This is a genomic window from Cupriavidus sp. FW306-01-F10A (genome assembly GCF_058782785.1).
Genome location: NZ_JBYSYA010000012.1, coordinates 148688 through 175031 on the forward strand (window position 1 = coordinate 148688; position 26344 = coordinate 175031).

General features: G+C 67.3%; 27 protein-coding genes. 15 read left to right on the top strand and 12 right to left on the bottom strand.

Annotation, left to right across the window (positions count from 1 at the left end; all coding sequences use genetic code 11):
- The first annotated feature begins 22 nt into the window (after positions 1-22).
- Entirely contained in the window at positions 23-580 is a 558-nt protein-coding gene (locus AC3WLF_RS18755) for a c-type cytochrome biogenesis protein CcmI/CycH (RefSeq protein ID WP_492319113.1), read from the top strand.
- A gap of 4 nt (positions 581-584) precedes the next feature.
- On the opposite strand, the gene AC3WLF_RS18760 is transcribed toward AC3WLF_RS18755, so the two are convergent.
- Together AC3WLF_RS18760 and kbl are read right to left on the bottom strand one after the other, a co-directional pair.
- Entirely contained in the window at positions 585-1541 is a 957-nt protein-coding gene (locus AC3WLF_RS18760) for an L-threonine 3-dehydrogenase (RefSeq protein ID WP_492319112.1), read from the bottom strand.
- Complete coding sequence (gene kbl, locus AC3WLF_RS18765) at positions 1541-2740, bottom strand: glycine C-acetyltransferase (RefSeq protein ID WP_492319111.1); 1200 nt, start codon at positions 2738-2740, stop codon at positions 1541-1543. Before kbl ends, AC3WLF_RS18760 begins: the two co-directional genes overlap by 1 nt.
- Positions 2741-2844: 104 nt before the next feature.
- On the opposite strand from kbl, the gene AC3WLF_RS18770 reads away from it, so the two are divergent.
- A complete protein-coding gene (locus tag AC3WLF_RS18770) occupies positions 2845-3441 on the top strand; it encodes a helix-turn-helix domain-containing protein (protein ID WP_010813494.1) in 597 nt (198 codons plus the stop codon).
- Between the two features lie 35 nt (positions 3442-3476).
- Here the strand turns inward: AC3WLF_RS18770 and AC3WLF_RS18775 are convergent, their stop codons facing one another.
- Genes AC3WLF_RS18775 through AC3WLF_RS18810 form a run of 8 tightly spaced genes read right to left on the bottom strand, consistent with a single transcriptional unit; the run spans position 3477 to position 12191 of the window.
- Positions 3477-4646, bottom strand: coding sequence for a xanthine dehydrogenase family Fe-S subunit (locus AC3WLF_RS18775; protein WP_492358613.1), 1170 nt, complete (start codon positions 4644-4646; stop codon positions 3477-3479).
- Between the two features lie 9 nt (positions 4647-4655).
- The gene (locus tag AC3WLF_RS18780; protein WP_492358614.1) at positions 4656-5483 is read right to left on the bottom strand and encodes an FAD binding domain-containing protein; all 828 of its coding nucleotides are present in this window, start codon (positions 5481-5483) and stop codon (positions 4656-4658) included.
- 3 nt (positions 5484-5486) lie between these two features.
- On the bottom strand, positions 5487-7883 hold the full coding sequence (locus AC3WLF_RS18785; protein WP_492358615.1) for a xanthine dehydrogenase family protein molybdopterin-binding subunit: 2397 nt from the start codon (positions 7881-7883) through the stop codon (positions 5487-5489).
- A gap of 33 nt (positions 7884-7916) precedes the next feature.
- A complete protein-coding gene (locus tag AC3WLF_RS18790) occupies positions 7917-8543 on the bottom strand; it encodes an N-carbamoylsarcosine amidohydrolase (protein ID WP_492358616.1) in 627 nt (208 codons plus the stop codon).
- 2 nt (positions 8544-8545) lie between these two features.
- Positions 8546-9601: a 2,5-dihydroxypyridine 5,6-dioxygenase NicX family protein gene (locus tag AC3WLF_RS18795; protein ID WP_492358617.1), complete on the bottom strand. Its 1056-nt coding sequence runs from the start codon at positions 9599-9601 to the stop codon at positions 8546-8548.
- 16 nt (positions 9602-9617) lie between these two features.
- Complete coding sequence (locus tag AC3WLF_RS18800) at positions 9618-10445, bottom strand: alpha/beta fold hydrolase (protein WP_492358618.1); 828 nt, start codon at positions 10443-10445, stop codon at positions 9618-9620.
- A gap of 9 nt (positions 10446-10454) precedes the next feature.
- Positions 10455-11207 (bottom strand): maleate cis-trans isomerase family protein, encoded by a 753-nt coding sequence (locus AC3WLF_RS18805; protein ID WP_492358619.1) that lies wholly within the window; start codon positions 11205-11207, stop codon positions 10455-10457.
- A 21-nt stretch (positions 11208-11228) separates the two neighbouring features.
- Positions 11229-12191 (bottom strand): amidohydrolase family protein, encoded by a 963-nt coding sequence (locus AC3WLF_RS18810; protein ID WP_492350985.1) that lies wholly within the window; start codon positions 12189-12191, stop codon positions 11229-11231.
- A 438-nt stretch (positions 12192-12629) separates the two neighbouring features.
- On the opposite strand from AC3WLF_RS18810, the gene AC3WLF_RS18815 reads away from it, so the two are divergent.
- From AC3WLF_RS18815 to AC3WLF_RS18860, 10 genes are all read left to right on the top strand, one after another.
- On the top strand, positions 12630-14234 hold the full coding sequence (locus AC3WLF_RS18815) for an MFS transporter (RefSeq protein ID WP_492358620.1): 1605 nt from the start codon (positions 12630-12632) through the stop codon (positions 14232-14234).
- A gap of 171 nt (positions 14235-14405) precedes the next feature.
- Positions 14406-15623, top strand: coding sequence for an ABC transporter substrate-binding protein (locus AC3WLF_RS18820; RefSeq protein ID WP_492358621.1), 1218 nt, complete (start codon positions 14406-14408; stop codon positions 15621-15623).
- A 7-nt stretch (positions 15624-15630) separates the two neighbouring features.
- Entirely contained in the window at positions 15631-16437 is an 807-nt protein-coding gene (locus tag AC3WLF_RS18825) for an ABC transporter ATP-binding protein (protein WP_492319100.1), read from the top strand.
- Positions 16434-17171: an ABC transporter ATP-binding protein gene (locus AC3WLF_RS18830; protein WP_492350989.1), complete on the top strand. Its 738-nt coding sequence runs from the start codon at positions 16434-16436 to the stop codon at positions 17169-17171. Before AC3WLF_RS18825 ends, AC3WLF_RS18830 begins: the two co-directional genes overlap by 4 nt.
- 11 nt (positions 17172-17182) lie before the next feature.
- On the top strand, positions 17183-18067 hold the full coding sequence (locus tag AC3WLF_RS18835) for a branched-chain amino acid ABC transporter permease (protein ID WP_492319098.1): 885 nt from the start codon (positions 17183-17185) through the stop codon (positions 18065-18067).
- Positions 18067-19113 carry a branched-chain amino acid ABC transporter permease gene (locus AC3WLF_RS18840; RefSeq protein WP_492358631.1) on the top strand — a complete coding sequence of 349 codons (1047 nt, stop codon included), beginning with the start codon at positions 18067-18069 and terminating at the stop codon, positions 19111-19113. The genes AC3WLF_RS18835 and AC3WLF_RS18840 overlap by 1 nt, the downstream gene beginning before the upstream one ends.
- An 82-nt stretch (positions 19114-19195) precedes the next feature.
- Positions 19196-19501, top strand: coding sequence for a non-heme iron oxygenase ferredoxin subunit (locus tag AC3WLF_RS18845; protein WP_492358622.1), 306 nt, complete (start codon positions 19196-19198; stop codon positions 19499-19501).
- 11 nt (positions 19502-19512) lie between these two features.
- The gene (locus AC3WLF_RS18850; RefSeq protein WP_492358623.1) at positions 19513-20793 is read left to right on the top strand and encodes an NAD(P)/FAD-dependent oxidoreductase; all 1281 of its coding nucleotides are present in this window, start codon (positions 19513-19515) and stop codon (positions 20791-20793) included.
- A 12-nt stretch (positions 20794-20805) separates the two neighbouring features.
- Positions 20806-22095 (top strand): aromatic ring-hydroxylating dioxygenase subunit alpha, encoded by a 1290-nt coding sequence (locus AC3WLF_RS18855; protein ID WP_013952432.1) that lies wholly within the window; start codon positions 20806-20808, stop codon positions 22093-22095.
- A gap of 36 nt (positions 22096-22131) precedes the next feature.
- A complete protein-coding gene (locus tag AC3WLF_RS18860; RefSeq protein WP_492319096.1) occupies positions 22132-22647 on the top strand; it encodes an aromatic-ring-hydroxylating dioxygenase subunit beta in 516 nt (171 codons plus the stop codon).
- 37 nt (positions 22648-22684) lie between these two features.
- Here the strand turns inward: AC3WLF_RS18860 and AC3WLF_RS18865 are convergent, their stop codons facing one another.
- Positions 22685-23215, bottom strand: a complete 531-nt coding sequence (locus tag AC3WLF_RS18865; protein WP_492350992.1) for a MarR family winged helix-turn-helix transcriptional regulator — start codon at positions 23213-23215, stop codon at positions 22685-22687.
- 75 nt (positions 23216-23290) lie between these two features.
- Positions 23291-23962, bottom strand: a complete 672-nt coding sequence (locus tag AC3WLF_RS18870; protein WP_492358624.1) for an ankyrin repeat domain-containing protein — start codon at positions 23960-23962, stop codon at positions 23291-23293.
- 265 nt (positions 23963-24227) lie between these two features.
- Here AC3WLF_RS18870 and AC3WLF_RS18875 point away from each other — a divergent pair, with 265 nt between their 5' ends.
- From AC3WLF_RS18875 to AC3WLF_RS18885, 3 genes are all read left to right on the top strand, one after another.
- Positions 24228-24695 (top strand): nucleoside deaminase, encoded by a 468-nt coding sequence (locus AC3WLF_RS18875; protein ID WP_492319093.1) that lies wholly within the window; start codon positions 24228-24230, stop codon positions 24693-24695.
- Between the two features lie 365 nt (positions 24696-25060).
- A complete protein-coding gene (locus AC3WLF_RS18880) occupies positions 25061-25270 on the top strand; it encodes a hypothetical protein (RefSeq protein WP_035819482.1) in 210 nt (69 codons plus the stop codon).
- 66 nt (positions 25271-25336) lie between these two features.
- Positions 25337-26032: an intradiol ring-cleavage dioxygenase gene (locus AC3WLF_RS18885; RefSeq protein WP_492319092.1), complete on the top strand. Its 696-nt coding sequence runs from the start codon at positions 25337-25339 to the stop codon at positions 26030-26032.
- The last annotated feature ends 312 nt before the right edge of the window (positions 26033-26344 follow it).

Sequence of the window (26344 nt, forward strand, 5' to 3'; positions counted from 1 at the left end):
CGGCTCACTAGAAGGCCCGCCCATGGCACAGGTGCGCCAGGCCCTGGCACTGGACCCGGACGACCCCAAGGCGCTGGCGCTTGCGGCCAGCGCCGCGGCCGAACGCGGCGACAAGCAGGCGGCGATCGGATATTGGGAGCACCTGTACCGGCTGCTGCCGGCGGATTCGCAGACCGCGGCGCGCATCGCCGCCAACCTCGCGGCCGCGCGCGGCACGGATGCCGCGGCGCAAACCCCGAAGATCACCGGCATGGTCACGCTCAGCGAAAAGGCCGGGCGCACGCCGCAACCGGGCGACACGCTCTTTGTCTATGCGCTGCCCGCCGACGGCTCACGCATGCCGCTGGCGGTGCTGCGCCGGCAGGCGCGCGATCTGCCGCTGTCGTTCACCCTGGACGATGTGATGGCGATGCGGCCCGACCACCGGCTGTCAGGGCAGCAACAGGTCATGCTGGAAGCGCGCATCTCCGCCAGCGGCAGCGCCTTGCCGAAAGCCGGGGACCTGGTGGGACGCACCGGACCGGTGGCAGTCGGCACCGAGGGCACCCGCATCGCCATCGACGGCACGATCGCGCCATAGCGTCTCAGGCGGGCAGCGTCGCCTTCAGGTTGGCCAGCATGTCCGCCACCATCTCCTTCAGGCCGTACTCCGCCTGCCAGCCCCAGTCCGCGCGCGCGACCGAATCGTCGATCGAATCCGGCCAGCCTTGCGCAATCGCCTGGCGATAGTCGGGTTCATAGCGGATCTGGAAGCCCGGCACCTGCTCGCGGATGGCCGCGGCGATCTGCGCGGGCGTGAAGCTCATGCCGGCGATGTTGTAGCTGCCGCGCTCGCTCAGCTTGCCGGCCGGGACTTCCATCAGTTCGATGGTGGCGCGGATCGCATCGGGCATGTACATCATTGGCAGGGCCTCGTCTTCCTTCAGGAAGCAGGTGTAGGGCTCGCCTTTCACCGCCGCATGGAAGATGTCGACCGCATAGTCGGTGGTGCCGCCGCCGGGCGGGGTCTTGTGCGAGATCAGACCGGGATAGCGCACGCTGCGCACATCCACGCCATGGTTGGCGTGATACCAGCGGCACCAGCCCTCGCCCGCCTGCTTGGAGATGCCGTAGACCGTGGTGGGCTCCATCACGGTCTTCTGCGGTGTCTGTCCGGCAGGCGTGGTCGGGCCGAAGGCCGCAATCGAGCTTGGCCAGAACACCCGCTCCAGTCCGGTCTGCCGCGCCAGCTCCAGCACATTGAGCAGGCTGGTCATATTGAGGTTCCACGCCCACTGCGGCGCCTTTTCGCCGGTGGCGGACAGCGCGGCCGCCAGCAGGTAGACCTGGGTGATGCCGTGGCGCTCGACCACGGTGGCCAGCTCGCCGCGGTCGGTGGCGTTGAGCATCTCGTGCGTCAGGTGCACATGGCGGCCGGTGGGCACCACGTCGGAGGTGATCACGTTGGTGCGCCCGTAGCGCTCGGCCAGCGCCAATGCCAGTTCAGACCCGATCTGGCCGTTGGCGCCGACGATCAGGATCTTCGGTTTGCCGTCTTCCATCAGATCAGCCCCAGTTCACGGCCAGCCTGGCCGAAGGCATCCAGCGCCGCCTGCAGCGCGGCCTCGTCATGCAGCGCGCTCATCTGCACGCGGATGCGCGCCTGGCCCTTGGGCACCACCGGGTAGAAGAAGCCGACCACGTACACGCCCAGCTCCAGCAGGCGCTGCGCCAGTTGCTGTGCCTTGTCGGCGTCGTAGACCATGATCGGGATGATGGGGTGGTCGCCCGCCTTGACGTCGAAGCCCAGCTGGTCCAGTCCCGCGCGGAAGAACCTGGTATTGCCCTCCAGCCGGTCGCGCAGCTCGGTGCTGGCTTCCAGGATGTCGAGCACCGCGATCGACGCGCCCACGATGGCCGGCGCCACCGTATTGGAGAACAGGTAGGGCCGCGAGCGCTGGCGCAGCAGCGCCACGACTTCCTTGCGCGCGCTGGTGAAGCCGCCGGAGGCGCCGCCCAGCGCCTTGCCCAGCGTGCCGGTGATGATGTCGATCTTGCCGAATACGCCGCGCGCCTCGTGCGTGCCGCGCCCGCGCTGGCCCATGAAACCGGTGGCATGGCATTCGTCGATGCCCAGCAGCGCGCCGTACTCGTCGCAGATCGCGCGCATCTCATCGAGCCGCGCCACGGTGCCGTCCATCGAGAACACGCCGTCGGAAAACACCAGCATGTAGCGCGCGCCGTCGGCCCGCGCCTGCTCCAGCTGCACGCGCAGGTCGTCCATGTCGTTGTGCTGGTAGCGGTAGCGGCGCGCCTTGGACAGGCGGATGCCGTCGATGATCGAGGCATGGTTGAGCGCATCGCTGATGACCGCGTCTTCCGCGCCCAGCAGCGTTTCGAACAAACCGCCATTGGCATCGAAGGCCGAGCCATAGAGGATGGTGTCCTCGGTGCCGAGGAAGGCCGACAGCCGCGTCTCCAGCGTCTTGTGCAGGTCTTGCGTGCCGCAGATAAAGCGCACCGAGCTCAGCCCGAAGCCATGCGTGCGCAGCGCTTCATGCGCGGCCTCGATCACCTGCGGGTGCGACGACAAGCCAAGGTAGTTGTTGGCGCACAGGTTGATGACCTCGCGGCCGTCGGTGGTGCGCACCCGCGCACCCTGCGGCGTGGCGATCACGCGCTCGTTCTTGAACAGCCCCGCCGCGCGGATGCTTTCGAGTTCGGTACGGATGGATGCATAGAATGCCTCGGCATTCGACATGGCTTGGCTCCCGTTGGTGTGCGAGGGATGTGCTAGGATTCGATCGATAAATCGAACACGTTCTGTATATCGAACATTTTGCGCAATATAACGAACATTAATCCATGACGCAAGCCCTCGCCCAGACCCCGCAGGCCGATGGCCCGCCCGCCGTCGGCATGGCGCTGCAGGCGCTGCGCCAGCAGCAACGGCTGTCGCTCGATGAACTGTCGCGCCGTGCCGGGGTTTCCAAGTCGATGCTGTCGCAGATCGAACGCAACCTGGCCAACCCCACCGTGGCGGTGCTGTGGCGCCTGGCCAATGCGCTCGGCGTGAACCTGACGGACTTCCTCGCCGGAGGCGCCGCTGAGCGCCCCGCCGGCGGCATCACCGTGGTCCAGCCGCACGCGATCCCGTCGCTGAAAAGCCCCGATACCCGCTGCGACCTGCGCATCCTGGGCCCGATCGACCTGGCCGGGCGCTTCGAGTGGTATGAGCTGACCATCCAGGCCGGCGGCGTGCTGGCCTCCGAGCCGCACGAGGCCGGCACCCAGGAACACCTGTCGGTGCTGAGCGGATCGATGACGGTGCGCGCGGGCGCCGATGAGAAGAAGCTGAGGCACGGCGAGACCGCGCGCTATGCGGCCGATGTCGCACATGCGATCTCCAATGGCGGCAAGACCACTGCCACCGCACTACTGGTTGTAGTGCATCCGGGCTGACGCGGGCAAGGGTTGCGACAGCCCGGCGGGCGGGTTCAGCGGGCGCCGAACCACCGTTTGACCCGCTCCCACAGCACGCCGAAGAACATCGCCACGGGATTGAGGCGTACCGCCTGGTTGCGTTCGGCATCGCTCAGCGTCGGGTCCATCCTGCGCGCCACCGACTTGCCGAAATCCGCAATCATGCGCCGCACGAAATCGCGCACCAGCCCCGACCGCGAGAACTGCGCCAGCGGCCCCTGCAGCGAATACTGCAGGTCGACCGCGACTTCGGTCTCGTGCGCGGCAAGCGCCTTCAGCTGGTAGGCGATGTCGCCCGCGGCCTTGGAATTGCTGAGCGAGTCCTGCCCCGCCCCCTTCAGCACGCCGCGCTTGTTCGCGTCGTCGCGCTGCAGGCGCGCGGCGCCTTCGAACCTGGCGGACATCGGGCCGAACTTGATGGCGATATGGCCCTTGACCTTCTCCCCCTCCATTTCAGTCAGCACGGCGCCCGGCAGGCAGCCCGCCACGGCCGGCAGGTCGGCCATGAAGGCCCATACCGCGTCGAGCGCGCAGGGAACGGTGAAGCCGCCTTCGATGCGCGACCAGCCCTTGCGGTCGGCTGAGCGTTCCGCCTCGGCGCCGGTGCCGGCGGCCAGGTGCGGCAGCGTGCCGAGCGCTTCGTCCGCAACGGCAAAACCGGTGAACGGCGCTTCGGCCGGTGCCGCGCCCGCGGCGTGCCGCGCAATCACGCCGGCTGCGGCGCGGCGTGCGTCCAGTACCGAGCGGATGGCGGCGACGATCCCCATATAGCCAGTGCAGCGGCACAGGTTGCCCGACAGCTCGTGACGGATGGTGGCGTCGTCGGCGTCGGGCAGGCGCAGCACGATGTCGCGCGCGGTCGCCAGCATGCCCGGCGTGCAGAAGCCGCACTGCAGCGCGTGGTGCTGGTTGAAGGCCGCGCGCAGGCCGGCCATCACGGCATCGTCCTGGTAGCCTTCGACGGTGACGATGTCGGCGCCCTGGCAGGCGGCCGCGAAGGTGATGCACGAGCGCACCGGCTTGTCGTCGAGCAGCACGGTGCAGGCGCCGCACACGCCGTGCTCGCAGCCGAGGTGGGTGCCGGTCAGCCGGTGCGTGTCGCGCAGGAAGTCGCCCAGGTGCGTCCGGTCCGCGCACGCGCCGGAAACCCGGCGGCCGTTGACATTGAATTCGATGGTCTGCACGGGCGCTCCTCAGTTCAGCATTTGCGTGACGCAGCGCATCACGACGGTACGGTAAAGCTTGCGGTCGATGGCGTCCTTGCCGGGCGCGGCCTGCGCCACCGCTTCGTCCACGGCACCGGCGGTGAGCGCCGCGGCGCCTTGCGCGGCGACCGCGCGCGTGAGTCCGGGCAGCACCACCGGCGGCCCGTCCAGCGCGCCGAGCACGATGCGGGCGAAGCGGCGGCTGGCATCGAAGTACGCGGCGCAGCTGGCTTCGGCAAACTCGCCGGTCTTGCGGCACAGCTTCTGGTAGCCCCAGCGGCTGTGCGCCGTGGCATGCGGCACGCGCACGGCGGCGATCAGCTCGCCGTCGGCCAGCACCGTAGTGTAGGCGCCGATCATGAAGGCTTCCATGGGCACCTCGCGCGTGCCGGTGCCGGATGCGATCTCGATGCGCGCACCCAGCGCGGTCATCGCCACTACCCAGTCCGCGGCCGGGTCCGCATGGGCCAGGCTGCCGCCCACGGTGCCGCGGTTGCGGATCGCACGATAGGCAATGCCGCCCGCCACGGCCTGCAGCATGGTGCCGCGCAGCGGCGCGAACACGCCGTCCTCGATCTGCGCATGGGTCACGCAGGCGCCGATGCGGATGCCATCGGGGGTCGATGCGACTTGCCGCAGTTCGGCCAGCCCCGACACATCGACCACCGTGTCGGGACGGGTCAGCCGCAGGTTCAGCATCGGGCCGAGCGACTGGCCTCCGCCCATGGTCTTGGCCACGTCGGTGCCCGCGCCAAGGCGGGCCAGCGCGTCCGGCAGCGAGCCGGGTGCATGATAGGAAAAAGCGACGGCTTTCATCGGTCAGGCTGCCTTCTTGCTTTGTGCGCCGGCCACTGCCGCATCCAGCGCTTCAAGGATCTTTCTCGGGGTCAGCGGCGTTTCCTGAAGTTCGACGCCGAAGTCGCGCAAGGCGTCGTTCACCGCGTTGAAGATCGCCGCCGGCGGTGCGATGGCGCCGCCCTCGCCCATCCCCTTGGCGCCGAATTCCGTATGCGGCGACGGCGTCTCGAAATGATGGATGCGGATCGACGGAATCTCGGTCGGCCCGGGCAGCATGTAGTCCGCCAGCGTGGAGGCCAGCGGCTGCCCGTTGCCGTCATAGCGCATCTCTTCGAACATCGCGGTGCCGATGCCCTGCGCCACGCCGCCAAAGGTCTGGCCCTCGACCACCATCGGATTGATCATGGTGCCGCAGTCTTCCACCACCACGTAGTCCAGGATCTCGACATGGCCGGAATCGATGTCGACTTCCACCGCGACCGCATGCGTGGCGTAGGTGAAGCTGCCGGTATCGACCGCGGGCTTGAAGCCCATGGTGACCTCCAGGCCCTGCGCATCCACGTCGGACGGCAGCAGCTGGGGATTGATATACCAGGCGTCGGCAATGCGGCCAATGTCGATGACGTTGGCATCGCCTGCACGAACCGCACCGTCCGCGAACGTCACCGCCTCCACCGGCTGCCCCAGCATATGCGCGCCAATCTTCCGCAGCCGCGGCAGCAGCGCCTTGCACGCCCGCGACACCGCGCCGCCCGACATCACCAGCGAGCGCGAGGCATAGGTGCCGGTGGAGAACGGCGTCAGACCGGTATCGCCATGCACCAGCTTGATCCGTCCGATGTCGATGCCCAGGATCTCGTGGGCAATCTGCGCGAAGGTGGTCTCCATCCCCTGCCCGTGCGAATGCACGCCGACGCGCACTTCGAGGCCGCCGTCCGGCGTGATGCGCACTGTGGCCGAGTCGAAGCCCGGGATCACCGGCGTGCCCCAGGCCGCGAACACGGAAGTGCCATGCGCCGACTGCTCGGTGTAGGTGCCGAAGCCCACGCCGACATAGCGGCTGCCCTGCGGACCCGCCTGCTGCCGCGCGCGGATCGCGGGCAGATCGATCATCTCCATCGCCTGGCGCACGCTGGCCGGGTAGTCGCCCCCGTCGAAGTGCTTGTTGGTCACGTTGACGTAAGGCATGGCCTGCGGCGGCACCAGGTTTTCGCAGCGCACTTCCCACGGCTCGCGCCCCACCTCGCGCGCGATCGCGTCCATCATCAGTTCCATGGCGAAGCAGACGCCGGTCCGGGCCACGCCGCGATACGGCACGAAGCCCGGCTTGTTGGTAGCCACGCAGGTAGTCTCGCAGCGGTATCCGTCGAAGGCATAAGGGCCGGGCAGGTTGCCGATCGCCTGCCCCGGCTCCAGCCCGATGGTGAACGGCCAGACCGAATAGGCACCGCCGTCGATGGCGATGTTCGCGTCCAGCGCCAGCAGGCGGCCGCGTTTGTCGGCGTAGGCGGTAAGCTCGTAGTGATGCTCACGCGAGTTGGCGCCGGCGGTCAGGTGCTCGCGCCGGTCCTCGACAAAGCGGAACGGCCGCTTGTAGGTCAGCGCCAGCCAGGCGATGCAGAGCTCTTCCTGCTGCAGCACGCATTTGTAGCCAAAGGCGCCGCCAACGTCCGGCGAGATCACGCGAACGCGCGCCTGGTCCAGGCCCAGGCAATGGCTCAGGATGGTCCGGATCATATGCGGCACCTGGGTGGCGCTGTACACCACCAGCTGGTCGAACTGGTGGTCCCAGTAGGCCAGCACCGCCTTGCCCTCCATCGGCACCATGCACTGGCGCGCCAGGTTGACCTTGCGGTGGACGACGACTGAGGCCTCGCGCTGGCGCGCGTCGAAGTTCTTGTCGATATTCAGCGTCAGGAAGGTGTTGTCGCGCCAGTGTTCGTGCACGCGCACCTCGCCTGCGAGCTGGCGGGCCTGTGCCACGTCGGTCAGCGCGGGCAGCTCGTCGAACTCGGCCACCACCTGCTCGGCGATGTCCTCGGCTTCGGCGCGCGTGGGGGCAAAGGCCATGGCAACGGGCTCGCCGACAAAGCGCACCTTGCCGCTGGCCAGCGGCGCCTGCGCCGACGGCTGGTAGGACGGGAACGCCGAATCCGCGACGATGTCCCGCGCCGCCGCCATGTCCTCGCGCACGATCACCGCTTGCGCGTGGCGCGCGGGCTTGGTCACGGACAACAGCCTGGCATGCGCCACGGGGCTGCGCAGGAAGGCCACCTCCTGCAAGTCCGGCATGGCGATGTCCGCGACAAAGCGGCCCTTGCCGTGCAGGTGCCTGGCGTCTTCCTTGCGCGCCACCCGGGCGCCCACGCCCTGGCCGCGCCCTCCTTCCGAATGATCCGGTTCCATCGACGATGTCATTGTCTTATCCGTCCCGATGATTCATGCAAGCGCTCATTCGCGCACCCCGATGGCCGCCAGCCCTTCCGCGCGGGTGGTGACCGTCGCATATTTCTGTTCCATGTCGAACAGGTTGGCCTGGTGCGGTCCAAGCGCGCGGTCGCCGACGCAATCCGACAGCACCAGCGGCCGGAAGCCGTATTGCATGGCGTCCACCACGCTGGCGCGCACGCAGCCGCTGGTCACCGCGCCGGCCACCACCAGCGTGCGCACGCCGCGCTGCGTCAGCCAGGCGGCCAGCGACGTACCGAAGAACGCCGACGGCACGGTCTTGCGCACCACCAGCTCGCCGGCCCGCGGCGCCAGTTCTTCGACGATGGCGCTGTTGCGCTCGCGCTCCTTCAGCGACAGCATGTTCGGCACCTTCATGGAGAAGATGTTGTGGTCCGAACCATCGTCTGCAAAAACGATGCGGCTGTGTGCAATCGCCCAGCCCTCGCGCCGTGCCACGGCCAGCAGCGGCACGGTGTTGGCGATGGCCTCGCGGATATTGCCGCCGCCGAACACCTCCGGATCGGCAAAGCCGTTGACGAAATCGACCACCAGCAGCCCGATCGGGCCCGCCAGTTCCAGGTCGTTGCCGAAGCCCTGGCGCTGGTACGCGCCGATCTCCTTGTGCATGGCTACTTCTCCTCCGGATAGCGGAATCCGTCCGTGACCTTGCCGCGGGTCACCACATCCACGCCGTCCAGGCGGACGGTGCAGTTGCGCACGGGAATATCGATATGGCAGGCCGTGGTGCGGCTGCCGCCGGCTTCGTTATTGGGGCCGAGCGAGAACAGGAAGTTGCCCTCGAACGCGCGCGCGTCCATGCCAATGGTGGCCTCGCGATCGTACAGCCCCAGCGTGGACCAGTGCGCGCGCGGCTGCAGTCCCCAGCCGATATGCGAGATGGCATAGGCCTGCGGGTCGTTGAAGGAGGCCATGTACTCGCTCAGCAGCTCGGCGTGCAGGCCGCCTTCGATGCGCGTGGCAAAGCCGCCCTCGACCGTCAGCATGACCGGCTCGGTGACGTAGGTCTTCTGCGGCAGCAGGATGTCGCCGCGCTCCAGCACGATGGTGCCGTTGGCAGCGCCCTCGTTGGGCCAGGTCAGCGCGAAGCCGCTGGGCCAGTGGTCCCAGCGCCCGGGCTCGTCGACAAAGCCATACTCGCTGATGGCCGGGAACTCGCCCAGCGGGCAGCGCAGGTCGGTGCCGGCCGGCGACACCACATGCATTTCCTTGGCGCGGGCCAGCCGCTCGGAGGCGGCCTTGACGCGCTCGCGGTCGGCCTCGCAAGGCACCAGGCGCGCCAGCACCTCGGGCGGCTCGACGGCCAGCAGGATTTTGGTGCCGCCCTTCAGGATGTCGTGCTGCTCGGGGGAGAACAGCAGCGTCATCAGGTCCAGCACCAGGTCGCTTTCCCTGAGCGCGGCAATCGCGGCACGGTTGCCCGTGAGCGGAGTCGTGCCCAGGTAGGCCAGCGCGTCGCGGCTCAGCGCCTTTTCACCGTTGACCGGCGGCAGGTCGAGCCGGTTGACGATGGCACCCATCGCCTGCGTGGCGATCAGCGCGGTGGACAGCGTCTGCGGGTGGGTCGCAGCGCTGGTCAGGATGGTGACGGTCTGTCCCGGCTCCAGCCGCGACAGCTTCAGCACCTTGCGCCAGGCCTCGATCATCTGGTGGTCACTTACCGGCATGTCGCCTCCTTGCTTGTCATTGCGTCAGCGGTGCGCCGAGGAAATCCCCCAGCGCCGCGTAAAAGCCCGCTTCGTCATCCCACGGGATCATGTGGCCGGCACCGGCAACATGGCTGACCAGCACCCCCGGCAGCAGCGTGCAGATCTCCGCCACGTCTTCAGCGCGCACCACGTCGCCACGCCCGGCGGTCATCAGCAGCGTCGGCACGGTGACCCGGGGCAGGTCCGCATGGATGTCGTCGCGATGGAAATCCTCGAAGCTGCGCACCACGGCATCTTCGTTGCAGGTATGCAGCCATTCGGCGCGCAGGCGCAGCTGTTCGTCGGTCCAGGTCGGGCAGAAGCGGCGCATGCCCTCCACGTCGGTGCCCTGGCGCGACAGGCGGATGGAATCCACATACCACGGCAGTTGCGCGGGATATGCGCGGCGCCCGGGCCCCGACACCGGCGGATCAACCAGCACCAGCCTGGCCATGCCGTCAGGCCGGCCCGCCGCGGCGCGCACGCCGATGCGTGCGCCCATCGAATGGCCAACCACGCTGTAGCGGCGCAGGCCAAGTGCCTCGGCAAAGGCCACCACGTCGCGGGCCTGGGCGTCGAGGCTGTAGTCCAGCCCGGCCTCGGCCGACGACAGGCCACGCCCGCGCACATCCAGCACATAGGTATCGAAGCTGGCGCCAAAGCGCTCGCCGACGAAGCCCCAGGTGATTGCCGGGCTGGTGATGCCCGGCACGATGATCACGGGATCGCGCGCGGCGCGTTCACCGTCGTTGCCACCATAGCGCAGGAAGTGCTGGCGAATGCCGTTGGCATGGACATGCCCGCCATAAAGGAAGGTGGTCATGGCATGCCCTCAGTAGGCGCCCGACAGCAGCGCGCCGGCGCCCGGCACGACCGGCTCCAGGTCCAGCGCCTTGAGCATGGCGTAGGTGGTGGCGATGGCCGCGGTGATGACCGGCTTGCCCGTCATCGCCTCCACCTTTGCCACTGCCGGCAGCGACGGCATCTGCACGCAGGCCGACAGCACGATGGCATCGACATCCGCCAGCTTCATCTGCGACACGATGCCCGGCAGCCGCGACGGATCGTGGCGGCCGACCTCAAGGTTGTCCGGAATCTCCAGCGCACGGTAGTCCACCACCTCATAGCCTTCGTTGCGGATGTAGTCCACCACCAGCTCGGTCAGCGGCTTCATGTACGGCGCCACCACGGCGATGCGGCGCGCGCCGATCACGCGCAGCGCATCCACCAGCGCACCGGCGCTGGTGATCACCGGCGCGTCGCCGCCATTCTCGAAGGTGTGGGCCTTCAGGCGCTGCTCCGACTTGCGGTGATAGCCGTGGCCCATGGCCATGATGGCGACCAGGCAGGCGTAGCCGAGCACGTCGACGCGGGCGTCGCTGAGCTCCACCGCGCAGCGGTCGGATTCGGCATCCATGGCGGCCAGCTCTTCCTTGACCACCTTCTTCATGCGCATGCGGCTGGAGTGGAAGGTGAAGCGCTCCGGACGGATCTGCTGGCGCGCCAGCAGCATCGCGGGAATCTCGGTTTCCATGGTCGTGTTCGAGCTGGGAACGATCTGGCCGATGCGAAAGACTTTTTGCATGAGGGTCCTCGGGTTGTACGGTTACAGCTTGAGCAGGCGTTGCGCGTTGCCGTGGCAGACCAGCGCGCGCGTGGTGTCGTCGAGCGGCGCGTCCTCGATGAACTTCGCCGCGACTTCGGTGGATTCGTAGGGATAGTCGACCGAAAACATCACGGCCTCCGCGCCGAGCTCGGCAATGGCACCGGCCAGCGCGCCGTGCGAACACACCCCCGAAGTGGTGATGACGATATTGGTGCCGATGTATTCCGAAGGCGCGCGCGCCAGCCGGACGCCGTGCGAATAGACCGCAAAGCGGCTGTCGAAGCGCCAGCGCTGGTACGGCAGGCCCTCGCCCATATGGCCGAGGATGAGCTTCAGGCGCGGGAAGCGGTCGAACACGCCGCCGAACAGCAGCCGCAGCGCATGCGATGCGGTCTCTACGCCCCAGCCCCACGCCGCGCCGGTCAGTTCGGGGTGGCCCGCCAGGACCTGCGGCTGAACCAGCGCGTCGGTCGGGTGCAGGTACATGGGCACGTCCAGCGCCTGCATGCGTTCCCAGAACGCATCGTATGCCGGGTCGTCGTAGTAGCGCCCGTGGGTATGGCCGTTCACCAGCGAGCCCTTGAAGCCAAGCTCGCGCACGGCGCGTTCCAGCTCGCGCGCGGCCTGTTCCGGGTCGTGCATGGGCAGCGCGGCAAAGCCGGCAAAGCGCGTCGGGTGGCGCGCGATCTGCGCGGCCAGGAAGTCATTGCTCTCGCGCGCCCGCGCCAGGGCAAGGCCGGTGTCGGACTCGCCCTGCACGCCCGGGCCAGTCTGCGACAGCACCGTGATGTCGATGCCGGCACGGTCCATCTCGGCGAGGCGGTCCTCGTCGAAATCGGCGAGGCGGCGGTCCAGCTCGGCAAACACCGCCGGATCGATATGCTGCGTGAACGCCTTGGAATAGGCCTGGAATCCCGGCGTCATGAAATGCTCTTCGAGGGCGATCTTCTTCACTTTGGTCATGCTGGTGGGGGCTCCTGATTGGTGAAATCGCTTCGCTGCGGGCGCGTCCTGCATGGCATGCGGCGTGCGCCGATGCAATTGCTCAGTACACTGATTAGTTTCGGATTCTAGTCAGCGAATTTCCAAAAGTCTAGAAGCGGCGCGGAGGGTTAACACCTATAACGATGGCCATAGGCCCTCAGTACACTGAGCCCAGATGCTCAGTATGCTGACGATATTAAAAGACCATTTAAACAGGCGATTTCGGGCTTCCGGCACATTGTGGACTGGCCTACATTTTGCTCAGCATACTGCGTTTCTCATCAGCATACTGACTGATGCACCGGAAGGATGCGGCGCTGCACTGCGCGAGGGACCGACAGGCCCTGGCCAGCGGCGCCGGCACCGCCGGGACGAGCAGACATATAGAGACAACAGCTAGACCAAAGGACCCCCGCCATGACGATCAGCCTGACTCGCAGCGAGACACGCGCCCCCGCCTCCGGCATGACAGCCGAGGAGCGCAAGGTCATCCTTGCCTCTTCCTTCGGCGCCCTGATGGAGTGGTACGACTTCTACATCTACGCCGCACTGGCGGTGTACTTCGGCGCACTGTTCTTCCCCAAGGGCAATGAGACTGCCGCCTTCCTGGCCAGCCTGGCCACCTTCGGCGCAGGCTTCCTGATACGGCCGGTGGGCGCGTTGCTGTTCGGCCGCCTGGGCGACCTGATCGGGCGCAAGTACACCTTCCTGGTCACCATCCTGCTGATGGGTGTTGCCACCGTCGGCGTCGGCGTGCTGCCCACGTATGAGCAGATCGGCATCACCGCCACGGTGCTGCTGGTGTTGCTGCGGCTGCTGCAAGGCCTAGCGCTGGGCGGCGAGGTCGGCGGCGCGGTCACCTACGTGGCCGAGCACTCCCCCGTGCACAAGCGCGGGCTGTACACCAGTTCGCTGCAGACCACGGCAACGCTGGGCCTGCTGTCCTCGTTGCTGGTCGTCTACCTGCTCAAGACCTTCCTGACCGAGGCCGAGTTCCGTGACTGGGGCTGGCGCATTCCCTTCATCGTGTCGCTGGTGATGCTGGTGATCTCGGTCTACATCCGCGGCAAGCTGCATGAATCGCCGGTCTTTGCCCGGATGAAGGCTGCCAGCACCACCTCCAGGGCGCCGATCCGCGAGAGTTTCACCAACTGGAAGAACCTCAAGTCCGTGCTGCTGCTGTTCGTGGTGGCGGCGGGCCTGGGCGCCATCTTCGGCACCGGGCACTTCTACTCGATGTTCTTCCTCAACAAGACGCTGCACGTGCCGCTCGAAACAGTCCACATGCTGATCGGGATCGCGCTGGTGGTGGCCACGCCCTGCTACCTGCTGTTCGGCTGGCTGTCCGACCGCATCGGCCGCAAGTACATCATGATGGCCGCCTGCCTGCTGGCGGCGGTGTGCATCCAGCCGGTGTTCAAGGGCCTGACCCACTATGCCAATCCGGCACTCGAGCAGTTCCAGCAGCAAGGCGCCGTGCAGGTGACGGCCAGCGACTGCAAGGCGCGCCTGTTCGGCGAGCCGGTGTCCGCCTGCGACAAGATCCGCGGCTACCTGACCGACCTGGGCGTGGGCTACACCTTCGTGCCGGCCAGCAATCCGGCGCAGGCGGAAGTACGCATCGCGGATCGCACGCTGCAGGGCTTTGACCGCGACGCCATCAAGAGCGCGCTGGTGGCGGCCGGCTGGCCCGAGCGCGCGGACCCCGCGAAGATCAACACGCCGATGGTATTCGTGCTGCTGCTGGTCCCGATCCTGTTCCTGGCGATGGTGTACGGGCCGATGGCGGCCTTCATGGTGGAACTGTTCCCGGCCCGGGTGCGCTACACCTCGCTGTCGCTGCCCTTCCACCTCGGCGCGGGCTGGGTCGGCGGCATGCTGTCCTTCGTGGTCACGGCCATGAACGTGGCCAGCGGCGACGTCTACTTCGGCCTGTGGTACCCGGTGATCATCGCCGGCCTGGCCTTCGTCATCGGCATGCTGTTCGTGCCGGAGACGCGCGGCCGCGACCTGGCTACCTGAGCGGCACTACGGGTGAAGCTGAAGGGCGGATCTCTCCGCCCTTTCTTCCGGTCAACTATTCAGCATACTGAGTTTATCCGCGCTACCCGCGGCGCAGCGATGGCGCCGCGGTCTGCCGACGCAGCCATCGCAACCATTCCAATCTTTCGCGTAGACAACCTGGAGCCCCTGATGTCCACCTCTCGCATCCTCCGCACCCTCGCTGCGTCCTCCGCCCTGCTGGGCCTGGCCGCCGCCACGCCCGCACTGGCCGACGCCAATGGCGTGAAGATCGGCGTCATCACCGACATGTCCGGCTCCTACGCCGACCTCTCCGGCAAGGGCTCCGTGCTTGCCGCGCAGATGGCGGTGGAAGAGTTCGGCGGCAAGGCCCTCGGCAAACCCGTGACGGTGCTTTCCGCCGATCACCAGAACAAGGCCGATATCGCCTCGTCGCTGGCGCGCCGCTGGTTCGATACCGATGGCGTCGACATGGTGATCGACTTCCCCAACTCGTCGACCGCGCTGGCGGTGCAGGAGGTGGCGCGGCAGAAGCGGAAGATCGACATCGTCTCGACCGGCGGCGCCATGGCACTGACCAACCAGAACTGCTCGCCCACCGGCTTCCACTGGGCCTGGGACACGTATTCGGTGTCTTACCCGCTGGTGCGGCGCATGATCGAACAGGGCCGCAACAGCTGGTACTACATCACCGTGGACTACGCCTTCGGCCAGTCGCTGGAGGCGGATTTCCGCAAGGCCGTGGACGCCGGCGGCGGCAAGAACGTGGGTGCCACCCGGCATCCGCTCAACGCCAGCGATTTCAGCAGCCCGGTGGTGGCCGCCTCGGCTTCCAAGGCGAAGGTGGTGGTGCTGGCCAATGCCGGCAACGACATGATCAACGGGGTCAAGGCAGCCGGCGAGTTCGGCCTGATCAAGGCAGGCCAGACGGTGATCACGCCCTCCACCTTCATCACCGATATCAAGAGCCTGGGCCTGAACGCCGCGCAGGGGCTGACCTATGTCGACCCGTTCAAGCTCGACCTGGATGGCAAGTCGAAGGACTTCGTCGAGCGCTACTACAAGCGCCACAAGGCCTATCCCACGCATGGCCAGATCGGCGTCTATTCAGGCGTGCTGCATTACCTGAAGGGGGTGGAAGCCGCCAAGACCGTGGAAGGCCCGGCCGTGGCGGAGAAGATGCGCGCGCTGCCCGTCAACGATGCCTTCGTGCGCAACGGCAAGGTGCGTGTCGACGGCCGCATGGTGCATGACATGTACCTGGCCCAGGCCAAGACCCCGGCCGAGTCCAAGGGCCCGTGGGACCTGGTCAGGTACGTCGGCACGATCCCCGGCGACGAAGCCTTCCGGCCGCTGTCCGCCAGCGAATGCCCCCTGGTGAAGAAGTGAGCGCGCCATGCCTGACACTGATGTAATCCTGCAGACGCAGAGACTGACCAAGGCCTTCAAGGGCTTTACCGCAGTCAGCGATGTCAGCCTGTCCGTGCGGCGGGGCTCGATCCATGCGCTGATCGGCCCCAACGGCGCCGGCAAGACCACCTGCTTCAACCTGCTGACGAAGTTCCATGCGCCCTCGTCCGGCTCGATCCACTTCAACGGCACCGACATCACCGCGCTGCGGCCGGCCCAGATCGCCCGCATGGGGGTGATCCGCTCGTTCCAGATCTCGGCGGTATTTCCGCAACTGACGGTGCTGGAGAACGTGCGCATCGCGCTGCAGCGCAGGTTGGGAACCTCGTGGCATTTCTGGCGCGGCAGGCGCTCCCTGTCGCGGCTGGACAGCCGCGCCATGGAACTGCTGGATGCGGTCGGCCTGGCCGGCTTCGCGCACCTGGGCACGGCGGAGCTGGCCTATGGGCGCAAGCGCGCGCTGGAGCTTGCCACCACGCTCGCGACCGACCCGGAACTGATGCTGCTGGACGAACCGACACAAGGCATGGGCCATGAAGACGTGGAGACCGTCACCGCCCTGATCAAGCGCGTTTCGGCGGGGCGGACAGTGCTGATGGTGGAGCACAACATGAGCGTGGTGTCGTCCATCGTGGACCGCATCACGGTGCTGCAGCGCGGCGCGGTGCTGGCAGAAGGGACCTATGACGAGATCTCACGCAATCCGCAGGTAAGGGAAGCCTATATGGGAACCACCGACGAACCCGAAGACCGCCCCGCAGCCGCGGCGGCGCTGAACGCGGAGGCATCATGACCAGGACGGCCTCCCCTGCCCTCGAACTCCGCGGCCTGCACGCCTGGTACGGCGAGTCGCACATCCTTCACGGCGTGGACCTGACCGTCAACCCGGGCGAGGTGGTGACGCTGCTCGGCCGCAACGGCGCCGGACGCACCACCACGCTGCGGGCCATCATGGGCCTGGTCGGCATGCGCAAGGGTTCGGTGCGCGTGCACGGCCAGGAAACCATCGACATGAAGACGCACCGCATCGCGCCGCTGGGCCTGGGCTACTGCCCGGAAGAGCGCGCCATCTTCGCCAGCCTGTCCTGCGAGGAGAACCTGCTGCTGCCGCCGCAATTCGCCTGCACCCCGGGCGCGGTCGGACTGCGCGAGCCCATGACGCTGGGCGAGATCTACGAGATGTTCCCCAACCTGCACGAGCGGCGCAAGAGCCAGGGCACGCGCATGTCGGGCGGCGAGCAGCAGATGCTGGCGGTGGCCCGCATCCTGCGCACTGGCGCCAGCGTGCTGCTGCTCGACGAGATCTCGGAAGGCCTGGCGCCCGTGATCGTGCAAAAGCTGGCGAAGATGATCGCCATGCTGCGCAGCCGCGGCTACACCATCGTCATGGTGGAGCAGAACTTCCGTTTTGCCGCGCCGCTGGCGGACCGCTTCTTCGTGATGGAGCACGGCCGCATCGTCGAGGCGTTCGGCGCCGATGAGCTCGAACGAAAGATGCCCACGCTCAGCGCCTTGCTGGGCGTTTAAGGAGACTTTTCATGGAATTGTTTGGAGTGCCCCTGCCCGCGCTGCTGAGCCAGTTGCTGCTGGGACTGGTCAACGGCTCGTTCTACGCGATCCTGAGCCTGGGGCTGGCCGTGATCTTCGGCCTGCTCAACGTGATCAACTTTGCGCACGGCGCGCTGTTCATGCTTGGCGCGGTGCTGGCCTGGATGGGCCTGAACTACCTCGGGCTCAACTACTGGCTGATGCTGGTGCTGGCACCGGTGCTGGCCGGGACCCTCGGCGTGGTGCTTGAGCGCACCATGCTGCGCCACCTCTACCGCTTCGACCACCTGTACGGGCTGCTGCTGACGCTGGGCATCTGCCTGCTGATCGAAGGCGCGCTGCGCTCGGTCTACGGCGTCTCAGGCCTGCCCTACCCCACGCCGGAAGCCTTGTCTGGCGTGAGCCAGCTGGGCTTCATGGTGCTGCCCAACTACCGTGCATGGGTGGTGCTGGCGTCGCTGGCGGTGTGCTTTGCCACCTGGTTCATGATCGAGAAGACGCGGCTGGGCGCCTATCTGCGCGCCGGCACCGAGAATCCGCGCATGGTCGAGGCCTTCGGCGTCAATGTGCCGCTGCTGGTGACGCTGACCTACGCGTTCGGCGTGGGCCTGGCCGCGCTGGCGGGCGTGCTGGCCGCGCCGGTGATGCAGGTCTCGCCGCTGATGGGCCAGAACCTGATCATCACGGTCTTCGCCGTGGTGGTGATCGGCGGCATGGGTTCGATCCTTGGCTCGATCTTCACCGGACTTGGTTTGGGTGTCTTCGAGGGCATCACCAAGGTCTACTACCCCGAAGCCTCCGCGACGGTGGTCTTCGTCGCCATGGTGTGCGTGCTGCTGGTGCGCCCCGCCGGGCTCTTTGGAAAGGAAAAATGATGGCAAGCGGAAAGCGTGCAACCTTCGCCTACGGACTGCTGCTGGCGGTCCTGCTGCTTGCGCCCTGGCTGGGCGCCTACCCGGTGCTGGTGATGAAGCTGCTGTGCTTCGCGCTCTTTGCCTGCGCCTTCAACCTGCTGCTGGGCTACACCGGCCTGGTGTCGTTCGGCCACGCGGCCTTCTTCGGCGGCGCCGCCTATGCCTGCGGCTATGCGATGAAGTTCCTGCAGCTGACGCCGGAGCTGGGCCTGCTCGCAGGCACCGCCTTCGGTGCCCTGCTCGGCCTGGTGTTTGGTGCACTGGCAATACGCAGGCAGGGCATCTACTTCGCCATGATCACGCTGGCGCTGGCGCAGATGTTCTATTTCTTCTGCCTGCAGACGCCCGCGACCGGTGGCGAAGACGGCCTCCAGGCGGTGCCGCGGGGCGACCTGTTCGGCGTGCTGCCGCTGGCGTCGGACCACACCATGTACTACGTCGTGCTGCTGATCACCGCAGCGGCCTTTCTCGGCATCATGCGCATCGTCAACTCGCCGTTCGGGCAGATCCTGCGCGCGATCAAGGAGAACGAGCCGCGTGCCATCTCGCTGGGCTATGACGCGGACCGCTTCAAGCTGCTGGCGTTCGTGCTGTCGTCGGCGCTGGCCGGGCTGGCGGGCGCGCTCAAGACCCTGGTGCTGGGCTTTGCCACGCTCACCGACGTGCACTGGATGATGTCGGGCACGGTCATCCTGATGACCCTGGTCGGCGGCATGGGCACGTTGTCGGGCCCGCTGGTCGGCGCCCTGGTGATCGTGGCGCTGGAAAACAAGCTGGGCGACGCCGGCAATGCGCTCGCGGCCATGACCGGCATCGGCTGGTTCGAAACGCTGGGCGAATCGGTCAGCATGGTGACGGGGCTGATCTTCGTGGTGTGCGTGCTGACGTTCCGCCGCGGCATCATGGGCGAGATCCTGGCGCGCTGGCAGGCCCGCCCGTCGCTGCAGGCCGGCGCGCCCGCGGTGGGGTCAGCACGATCCGGCGCGGCCAACCCGGCCCAGGGTTAACCAGAATACTGCGAGCAAGAAACATCAGTACACTGATCTTATATATTCAGCATACTGACAAATCAAATTCACGGAGATCGCCATGGCATGGATTGAAATCGACGCCGCCAACGGCCTGCAGAACGACGAGGTAATGCCGCTCACGCTGGGGGACCGCCAGCTCGCCGTCTATCGCAGCGACGACCAGTACTTCGTCACCGACAACGTCTGCACGCACCAGTACGCGCTGCTGTCCGACGGCTACCTGGAAGACGGCTGCATCGAGTGCCCGCTGCACCAGGCCCGCTTCGACATCCGCTCCGGCAAGGCGATGTGCGCGCCTGCCACCAGCGACATCCGCACCTACCCGGTCAAGTTCGAAGACAGCCGGGTGTGGGTCGAGCTTTGAAGGAGCCGAGCATGCCACAAGATACGCCCATCCTGATTGTCGGCGCCGGCCAGGCAGGCGCGATGGCCGCTGCCGAACTGCGCAGGCTCGGCCATCGTGGCCGCATCGTCATGGCCGGCGGCGAGCGCCATGCACCGTACGAACGCCCGCCGCTGTCCAAGTCCGTGCTCGCCGATGCCGCGCAGGACGGCAAGATCGGCGTGCACCCCGCCGGCTTCTATGCCGGGCAGGAGATCGAGCTGCGGCTTGGCACCACGGTCACCGCGCTGGACCCCGCGCACAGCGTGGCGCACTGCGCCGACGGCGAGGCCATTCGCTACGCCGCCTGCCTGCTCGCCACAGGCGGCAATGCGCGCGTCCTGCCTACGCTTCCCCCGGGCACGCCCCACGTGCACTACCTGCGCACGCTCGACGACGCCGCCCGCCTGCGTGACGCCACGCAGCGCGCGCGTGAGGTGATCGTGATCGGCGGCGGCTTCCTTGGCCTGGAGACGGCCTCGACCGCGGCCGGACTCGGCCTCCGGCTCACGCTGATCGAAAGCGCCGACCGGCTGCTCGGCCGCGCGCTGCCGCCTGAGCTTGGCAGCTGGCTGGCGCAGCGCGTGCTTGCGCAAGGCGTCGAGCTGCGGCTCGGCTGCGGCATCGCGGCCCTGGTGCCGCGGGCCGATGGCGTGCAGGTCAGGCTTGCGGACGGCGCGGCGTTGCAGGCGCCGCTGGTGGTGGTCGCGATCGGGCTGACGCCCGAGGTTGCGCTCGGCGCCGCCGCCGGCCTGGCGCTGGACCCAGCCAACGGCGGCATCCAGGTCGACCAGCAGGGCCGCACCAGCGCGGCCGGCATCTATGCCGCGGGCGACTGCTGCAGCCAGTACCAGCCCCGGTTCGGCGCCCACATGCGGCTGGAATCCTGGCAAAGCGCCAACGAGCAGGCGCGCATCGCCGCCGCGGCCATGCTGGGCGTGCAGGCCGAACCCGCGGCGATGCCGTGGTTCTGGACCGACCAGTTCGGCTGCAACGTGCAGATGCTCGGCGCGGCCACTCCCGATACCCGCTATGCCTGGCGCGGCATCGCCGCCAGCGACGCGCCCTGCCCCAGGTTCATGCTGCTCGGCACCCGGCACGGCCGGCTCAGCCACGCCATCGCCATCAATGCCGGCGGCGACCTGCGGCCGCTGCGCGCGCTCTTCGGCCATGCCGTCGAAGACCTGCTGCCACGGCTGTGCGACGACGCCTTGCCGCTGCGACAGCTGGTGCGCGAGCTCCCGACGGCAGCGGCCAGCCCCACTACACTCTGAAAGGACTCCCACATGTACCAGACACAAGCGGTGATCCAGCACACGCTGGGCAAGAAAGACGCCGGCCTGGCCGACTGCCGTTGGCCCGAAGACAGCCTGCACTACATCCCGGACTGGGTCTACACCAGCAAGGAGGTGCATGACCTCGAGCTGCAGAAGATCTTTCGCGGACGCTCCTGGAACTACGTCGCGCTCGAAGCGGAAATCCCCAACGCCGGCGACTACAAGCGCTCCTATGTCGGCGCGACGCCGGTGGTGGTGTCGCGCGCCGAAGACGGCTCGGTCAACGTCTTCGAAAATCGCTGCGCGCACCGCGGCGCCGAATTCTGCCGCCACAGCCAGGGCAATGCGAAGGAATTCGTCTGCCCCTATCACCAGTGGTCCTACGACCTCAAGGGCAACCTGCAGGGCGTTCCGTTCAAGCGCGGCGTTAATCGCGCGGGCGGCATGCCCAGGGACTTCCGCAACGAGGACCACGGCCTGGTCAAGCTGAATGTGGCCACGCGCAACGGCGTAGTCTTCGCCTCGTACGCGGCGGACATGGAAAGCCTGGAAGACTACCTGACGCCGGAGATCCTCAAGGACTTCGACATCGTCTTCAACGGCAAGCCGCTCAAGGTGCTCGGGTACTACAAGAACGAACTCCCGTGCAACTGGAAGATGTACCACGAGAACCTCAAGGACCCGTACCACGCCACGTTGCTGCACTCCTTCCTGGTGGTGTTCGGACTGCTGGTGGCGGGCAATGAAAGCGCCATGATCGCCGATCCTGTGCACGGGCGGCACGGCACCATGGCGTCGGCGAAAAAGGAGGACAAGTACGCGGCGGTCAGCGACGAGAACAAGAAGGAGATGCGCTCATACCATGAAGGCATGCGCCTGGAGGACGAACGCTTCCTGGAGTATGTGAAAGAGTTCGATTCGCCGTGGTCGGTGACGATGCAGACGATCTGGCCGAACCTGATCGTGCAGCGCGAAATGAACACCCTCGGCGTGCGCCAGATCGTGCCCAACGGGCCGGACAGCATGCTGATGCTGTGGACCATGTTCGGCTACGAGGACGATACCGAGGAGATGACGCAACACCGCCTGCGCCAGGGCAACCTGATGGGCCCCGCAGGCTTCCTGGGTCTGGAGGACAACGAGGCGATGAAGTTCGTGCAGGAAGGCGTGCGCCGCTCCAGCAGCGACCTCAATGTGCTCAAGCTGGATCCGGACCAGGTCGGCACCTCCAACTCCCTGATCTCCGAATCCGCCATCCGTGCGATGTACCAGTACTACCGCGGCGTGATGGGATTCTGAACGGCGGCTAACGGGATTCCCCAGAACATGAAACCGATGAACTATTCCCTCTATCGCGAGAGCGCCCTCGGCACCGCGCGCGCCATTGAACTGCGGCTGGAGATCGAGGCCTTCCACGCGGAATACTGCGCGGTGCTCGACGCCGGCCTGGTCGAGCAATGGCCCCGCTTCTTCACCGAGGACGCGCTCTACCGGATCACCGCGCGCGAGAATGCCGAGCGCAACCTGCCGGTGGGGCTGGTCTACGCCGAAGGGGTGGGCATGATGCGCGACCGCGCCGCTGCGATTGCCAATACCCAGATGTTCGCGCCGCGCTACAACCTGCACCTGGTGACCAACACGCGTGTCAGCGACGAAACCGCGGACGGCGATATCGTGGCACAGGCCAACTACATGCTGCTGCAGACGCTGGTGGAGGGCCCCACCACGATCCACCTGGCGGGGACCTACTACGACCGCTTCCGCCGCCAGGGTGGCAGGCTGCTGCTGCGCGAGCGGCAGGTTGTCTACGACACCACCATCATCGCCAACGACCTGGTCTACCCGGTCTAGCGCGTGGGCGCGGCGGGCCTTGCGCCCGCCGTCGGGCCTACATGCTGCGCAGCACGGTGCGGCTGTACTGGTTGTTGGCTTCCACCAGCGTCGCCAGCAGGTCCATGAACACTTCGCGCTGGGCGGGCTTCAGCGGCGCCAGCATGCGCTCCTGCGCACGCGCCATGTCGCCACGCAGCGCCGTGACCACGCTCTTGCCTTCCCGCGTCAGGTGGACATGGCGGGTGCGCCGGTCGGCGGGGTTGTCGCGGCGCTCTACCAGCCCGCGCTCCTCGAGCCGGCGCACGACGTCGGCGGTCGTGGTCCGGTCCAGGCCGACCTCCTGCCCGAGCGAAGTCTGGTCCAATCCCGGCAGCACCGACAGCACCGTCAGGATGGCATATTGCACGGGCGTGATATTGGGCGACTTGCACTCCTCGAAGAACATCGCGACGTGGATCTGGTGCAAGCGCCGCACCAGGAACCCCGGGCGGGCCCAGAGCAACTCCTTTGCCGGATCGGCTTCCGGCACGGCATCCGCCACCTCATGACTGCCGCTCGTTGCGTTGCGTTTCGCTCTCGCAGACATCGCTCTCACCATTTTGTATGCACACTGACAGTATATATGAGGCAGGCGAGAGCGAGCCGCCTTGCGGCGCAAGGTTCAGCGTGCGCCGGCGGCGCTCAGAATCTGCTCGATCTGCGTATAGCCGCGCTGGCGCGCATGCTGCAGCGGCGAGACGCCGTCGCCGTCGGCCAGGTTCACGTCGGCGCCCGCCTTGACCAGCAGGCGCACGATCTCGGTATGGGCCTGCCCGCCGTTGCCAAGGATGATGGCCTCCAGCAAGGCGGTCCACTTGAGCTTGTTGACATGATTCACCGCCACGCCGGCCGCGATCAGCGTGCGCACGGTCTCGACATGGCCGCGCTCGGCGGCGGGAATCAGCGCGGTGCCGCCGTAGCGGTTGGTGCTGCGCAGGTCCGCGCCGTGGGCCAGCGTCAGGCGCAGGATCTCGTTGTAGCCGCGCGCGCCGGCGTACAGGTAGGGGCTGTCGTGGATGGCATCTTTCGCGTTCACGTCGGCGCCGGCATCGATCAGGACCCTGGCCGCCTGCACGCGGTTGTGGTGCGTGGCCAGCAGCAGCGCCGTGCGTCCCTGCGCATCGCGGTCATCGATGCTGGCGCCCTGGCCTAGCAGTGCGGTGACCTGCGCGGCGTTGCCGCTGGCCGCGGCCTCGCGCAGCTGTTGTTCGGGCGGGCCGCCGGCGACGGCTGGGATGGATGTCAGCATGGCAATGACCAGGGCAAGGCAGATGGACAGGCGCGCCGCCAGCATGTTCTTTCCTCCGTGCGGATGCGTCGGGTGTGAGTGGTATGGGGGTATCGATGCGGTCTGGCGCATTCTGTCATGCGGGCCACGCCACGCGAAGTTAAGGATTCGAATGCGCGCCAGTGCCATCGCCAATAACCGGCGCGGCTCGCGCGCGGCCCAAATACGCCCTATAACAGCCCACGCCACCATGCCGGCGCACGCTGGCCTATAGTCCCGAGGCCCGAACCATCGTCCGCCTGCACGGGCCAGGCCTCAACGGAGACAACGCGTGTCCACGACAGAAGCCTATCTGCTTGATTCCATCCGCCTCGCCATGGGGAACGTGCGCGAACGCAATACCTGGCCCTTTGGCGCCGTGGTCGTCAGGGACGGCGAGGTGCTGGCCCGCGCGGTGAACGAGGTAGACGCCACCTGCGACCCGAGCGCACACGCCGAAATGCAGGCCGTGCGCGCCGCCAGCCGGGCGCTGGGCAAGCCGGACCTGAGCGGCTGCACGGTGTACGCCAGCGGCTACCCCTGCTCGATGTGCCTGTCGGCAATGTACCTGGCCGGCGTGAAGGCGGTCTACTACGCCTACTCCAATGAAGACGGCGAACCCTATGACCTGTCCGCGGAGCGCGGCTATATCGAGCTGGCCCGGCCGCTGGAGCAACGGGAGATGACGCTGGCCTACGTGCCGGCGCGTGACGAGGGCATCGACCTGTACGAGGCGTGGCGCGAGCAGCAGGGCCGATAGACGCCGCGATGCGGCGCAAGCGGTGCAAGGGCGGTAGGCTGCCGCCCAATTCCACAGTATCGGCATGGCCATCACATTGTCATCGTGACAGGCTGATAATGAACGACGGATGACGATGACGGCGGTGCGACGCCCGGTCACATGTAACCGTCGAGCGGTTGCACGGAACCGCGTGCTGCCGGCCTCGTCAAACCAGTTAGTCGCCGGAGACAGGATGCCGCGCCGCAGCATTTCACCGCGGCGCAGCACGCATGGGCGGCATGTGCCGCATCGTCTCCAGGGCTTCTTGACAATCTTCCCGCGCCTGGCGCTGCTGCGCCGCGCAGACTCCCAGCAAACGCCCCCCTCTAGCCAAGGAGACGAACGTGCTGAGCCCGCATGAACTTGCCACGCTGCTATTGCTGAGCGACGGCCCCGATTCCCTCGATTCCAGCGATTCCCGCCAGATCGACCCCATCGACCTGAAGGCACTGGTCGAAAAGCAACTCGTACAACTTGAGATCCTGCACGGCCGCCGGCAGGAGCCGCGCATCACCAGCCACGGCTACTCGATGCTCAAGGCGATGGGACGCTGACGTCCCGGCGCCAGCGCGGCAGCACCACGCGCCGCAAGGCGCACGCGGATCACCTCGGAGCCCACCATGACAGTGCGCCCGGCAATTGGCGCCGATAGCGCGGCAGCCACCGACGCGGCGCGCCGCCGCTTCCTGCATGAGTTGGGCGGCCTGCTTGCCGCTGCCGGCATTGCGCCCGGGGCGGCAGCAGCCACTCCTGCCGCCTGCCTGCTGACGCCCGCCGCCACCGAAGGCCCCTTCTACCTTGACGATGCCCTGGTGCGCACCGACATCCGCGACGACCGGCCCGGCCAGCCCTTGCGGCTGCGCATCCGGGTGGTGGATGCCGGGCGCGGCTGCGGGCCGGTGCCGGGTGCGCTGGTCAGCATCTGGCACTGCGATGCCGACGGCAACTACAGCGGCGAGGGCCGCGGCAACCGCCAGGCGCGTTTCCTGCGTGGCGTCCAGCCTACCAGCCAGGACGGCGTGGCCACGTTCACGTCGATCTATCCCGGCTGGTACGCGCCACGCGCCATCCATATCCACTTCAAGGTGCTGCTGGGGCGGTCGGAAGCCCTGACCAGCCAGCTGTACTTCAGCGATACCCTGAACCGCGAGGTGCTGGGCAGCCACCCGGCCTACCGCGCGCGCGGCGTGCCGTCTCGCGCCACCACGCAGGACCCGATCGCGGGGTCGCACCCGAACCAGATGCGCGTGCGCCAGGCTGCCGATACAGCGGGGCTGCTGGAGGCCGAGTTCACGGTCGGCATCGCCCGCACCTGAGCGCCCAGCCCCAGGTCCGCGGCATCGGCCGGCCCCGCCAAAGTGCGCGGGCCCCCACCGCGCGGGTAATCCCTAGATTGTGGTTCCCTGTCCCTTTCCTACCATGAAGGGAATCACGGGCCACCTGCACGCCCGCCCCTGCCGCGCGGCCACTGGCCCGGCATGCTCCAGATTTCCCGACTTTTCCGATGTTCGCGTCAGTGGCGAGTTGTCTCGGCCCCCATGGCCGGCGCTCGCGGGTAATCCAACACATAGCAAATGGAGGCGGTCATGGCATCCAGGACAAGGAAAGCAGGCGCAGCAAAACCTGAA

What these genes read in the sequence shown, in the direction of transcription:
- AC3WLF_RS18755 (WP_492319113.1), top strand. Translation starts at nt 23, where the DNA reads ATGGCACAGGTGCGCCAGGCCCTGGCACTGGACCCGGACGACCCCAAG.
- AC3WLF_RS18760 (WP_492319112.1), bottom strand. Translation starts at nt 1,541, where the DNA reads ATGGAAGACGGCAAACCGAAGATCCTGATCGTCGGCGCCAACGGCCAG.
- kbl (WP_492319111.1), bottom strand. Translation starts at nt 2,740, where the DNA reads ATGTCGAATGCCGAGGCATTCTATGCATCCATCCGTACCGAACTCGAA.
- AC3WLF_RS18770 (WP_010813494.1), top strand. Translation starts at nt 2,845, where the DNA reads ATGACGCAAGCCCTCGCCCAGACCCCGCAGGCCGATGGCCCGCCCGCC.
- AC3WLF_RS18780 (WP_492358614.1), bottom strand. Translation starts at nt 5,483, where the DNA reads ATGAAAGCCGTCGCTTTTTCCTATCATGCACCCGGCTCGCTGCCGGAC.
- AC3WLF_RS18785 (WP_492358615.1), bottom strand. Translation starts at nt 7,883, where the DNA reads ATGACATCGTCGATGGAACCGGATCATTCGGAAGGAGGGCGCGGCCAG.
- AC3WLF_RS18790 (WP_492358616.1), bottom strand. Translation starts at nt 8,543, where the DNA reads ATGCACAAGGAGATCGGCGCGTACCAGCGCCAGGGCTTCGGCAACGAC.
- AC3WLF_RS18795 (WP_492358617.1), bottom strand. Translation starts at nt 9,601, where the DNA reads ATGCCGGTAAGTGACCACCAGATGATCGAGGCCTGGCGCAAGGTGCTG.
- AC3WLF_RS18800 (WP_492358618.1), bottom strand. Translation starts at nt 10,445, where the DNA reads ATGACCACCTTCCTTTATGGCGGGCATGTCCATGCCAACGGCATTCGC.
- AC3WLF_RS18805 (WP_492358619.1), bottom strand. Translation starts at nt 11,207, where the DNA reads ATGCAAAAAGTCTTTCGCATCGGCCAGATCGTTCCCAGCTCGAACACG.
- AC3WLF_RS18810 (WP_492350985.1), bottom strand. Translation starts at nt 12,191, where the DNA reads ATGACCAAAGTGAAGAAGATCGCCCTCGAAGAGCATTTCATGACGCCG.
- AC3WLF_RS18815 (WP_492358620.1), top strand. Translation starts at nt 12,630, where the DNA reads ATGACGATCAGCCTGACTCGCAGCGAGACACGCGCCCCCGCCTCCGGC.
- AC3WLF_RS18820 (WP_492358621.1), top strand. Translation starts at nt 14,406, where the DNA reads ATGTCCACCTCTCGCATCCTCCGCACCCTCGCTGCGTCCTCCGCCCTG.
- AC3WLF_RS18825 (WP_492319100.1), top strand. Translation starts at nt 15,631, where the DNA reads ATGCCTGACACTGATGTAATCCTGCAGACGCAGAGACTGACCAAGGCC.
- AC3WLF_RS18830 (WP_492350989.1), top strand. Translation starts at nt 16,434, where the DNA reads ATGACCAGGACGGCCTCCCCTGCCCTCGAACTCCGCGGCCTGCACGCC.
- AC3WLF_RS18835 (WP_492319098.1), top strand. Translation starts at nt 17,183, where the DNA reads ATGGAATTGTTTGGAGTGCCCCTGCCCGCGCTGCTGAGCCAGTTGCTG.
- AC3WLF_RS18840 (WP_492358631.1), top strand. Translation starts at nt 18,067, where the DNA reads ATGGCAAGCGGAAAGCGTGCAACCTTCGCCTACGGACTGCTGCTGGCG.
- AC3WLF_RS18845 (WP_492358622.1), top strand. Translation starts at nt 19,196, where the DNA reads ATGGCATGGATTGAAATCGACGCCGCCAACGGCCTGCAGAACGACGAG.
- AC3WLF_RS18850 (WP_492358623.1), top strand. Translation starts at nt 19,513, where the DNA reads ATGCCACAAGATACGCCCATCCTGATTGTCGGCGCCGGCCAGGCAGGC.
- AC3WLF_RS18855 (WP_013952432.1), top strand. Translation starts at nt 20,806, where the DNA reads ATGTACCAGACACAAGCGGTGATCCAGCACACGCTGGGCAAGAAAGAC.
- AC3WLF_RS18860 (WP_492319096.1), top strand. Translation starts at nt 22,132, where the DNA reads ATGAACTATTCCCTCTATCGCGAGAGCGCCCTCGGCACCGCGCGCGCC.
- AC3WLF_RS18865 (WP_492350992.1), bottom strand. Translation starts at nt 23,215, where the DNA reads ATGTCTGCGAGAGCGAAACGCAACGCAACGAGCGGCAGTCATGAGGTG.
- AC3WLF_RS18870 (WP_492358624.1), bottom strand. Translation starts at nt 23,962, where the DNA reads ATGCTGGCGGCGCGCCTGTCCATCTGCCTTGCCCTGGTCATTGCCATG.
- AC3WLF_RS18885 (WP_492319092.1), top strand. Translation starts at nt 25,337, where the DNA reads ATGACAGTGCGCCCGGCAATTGGCGCCGATAGCGCGGCAGCCACCGAC.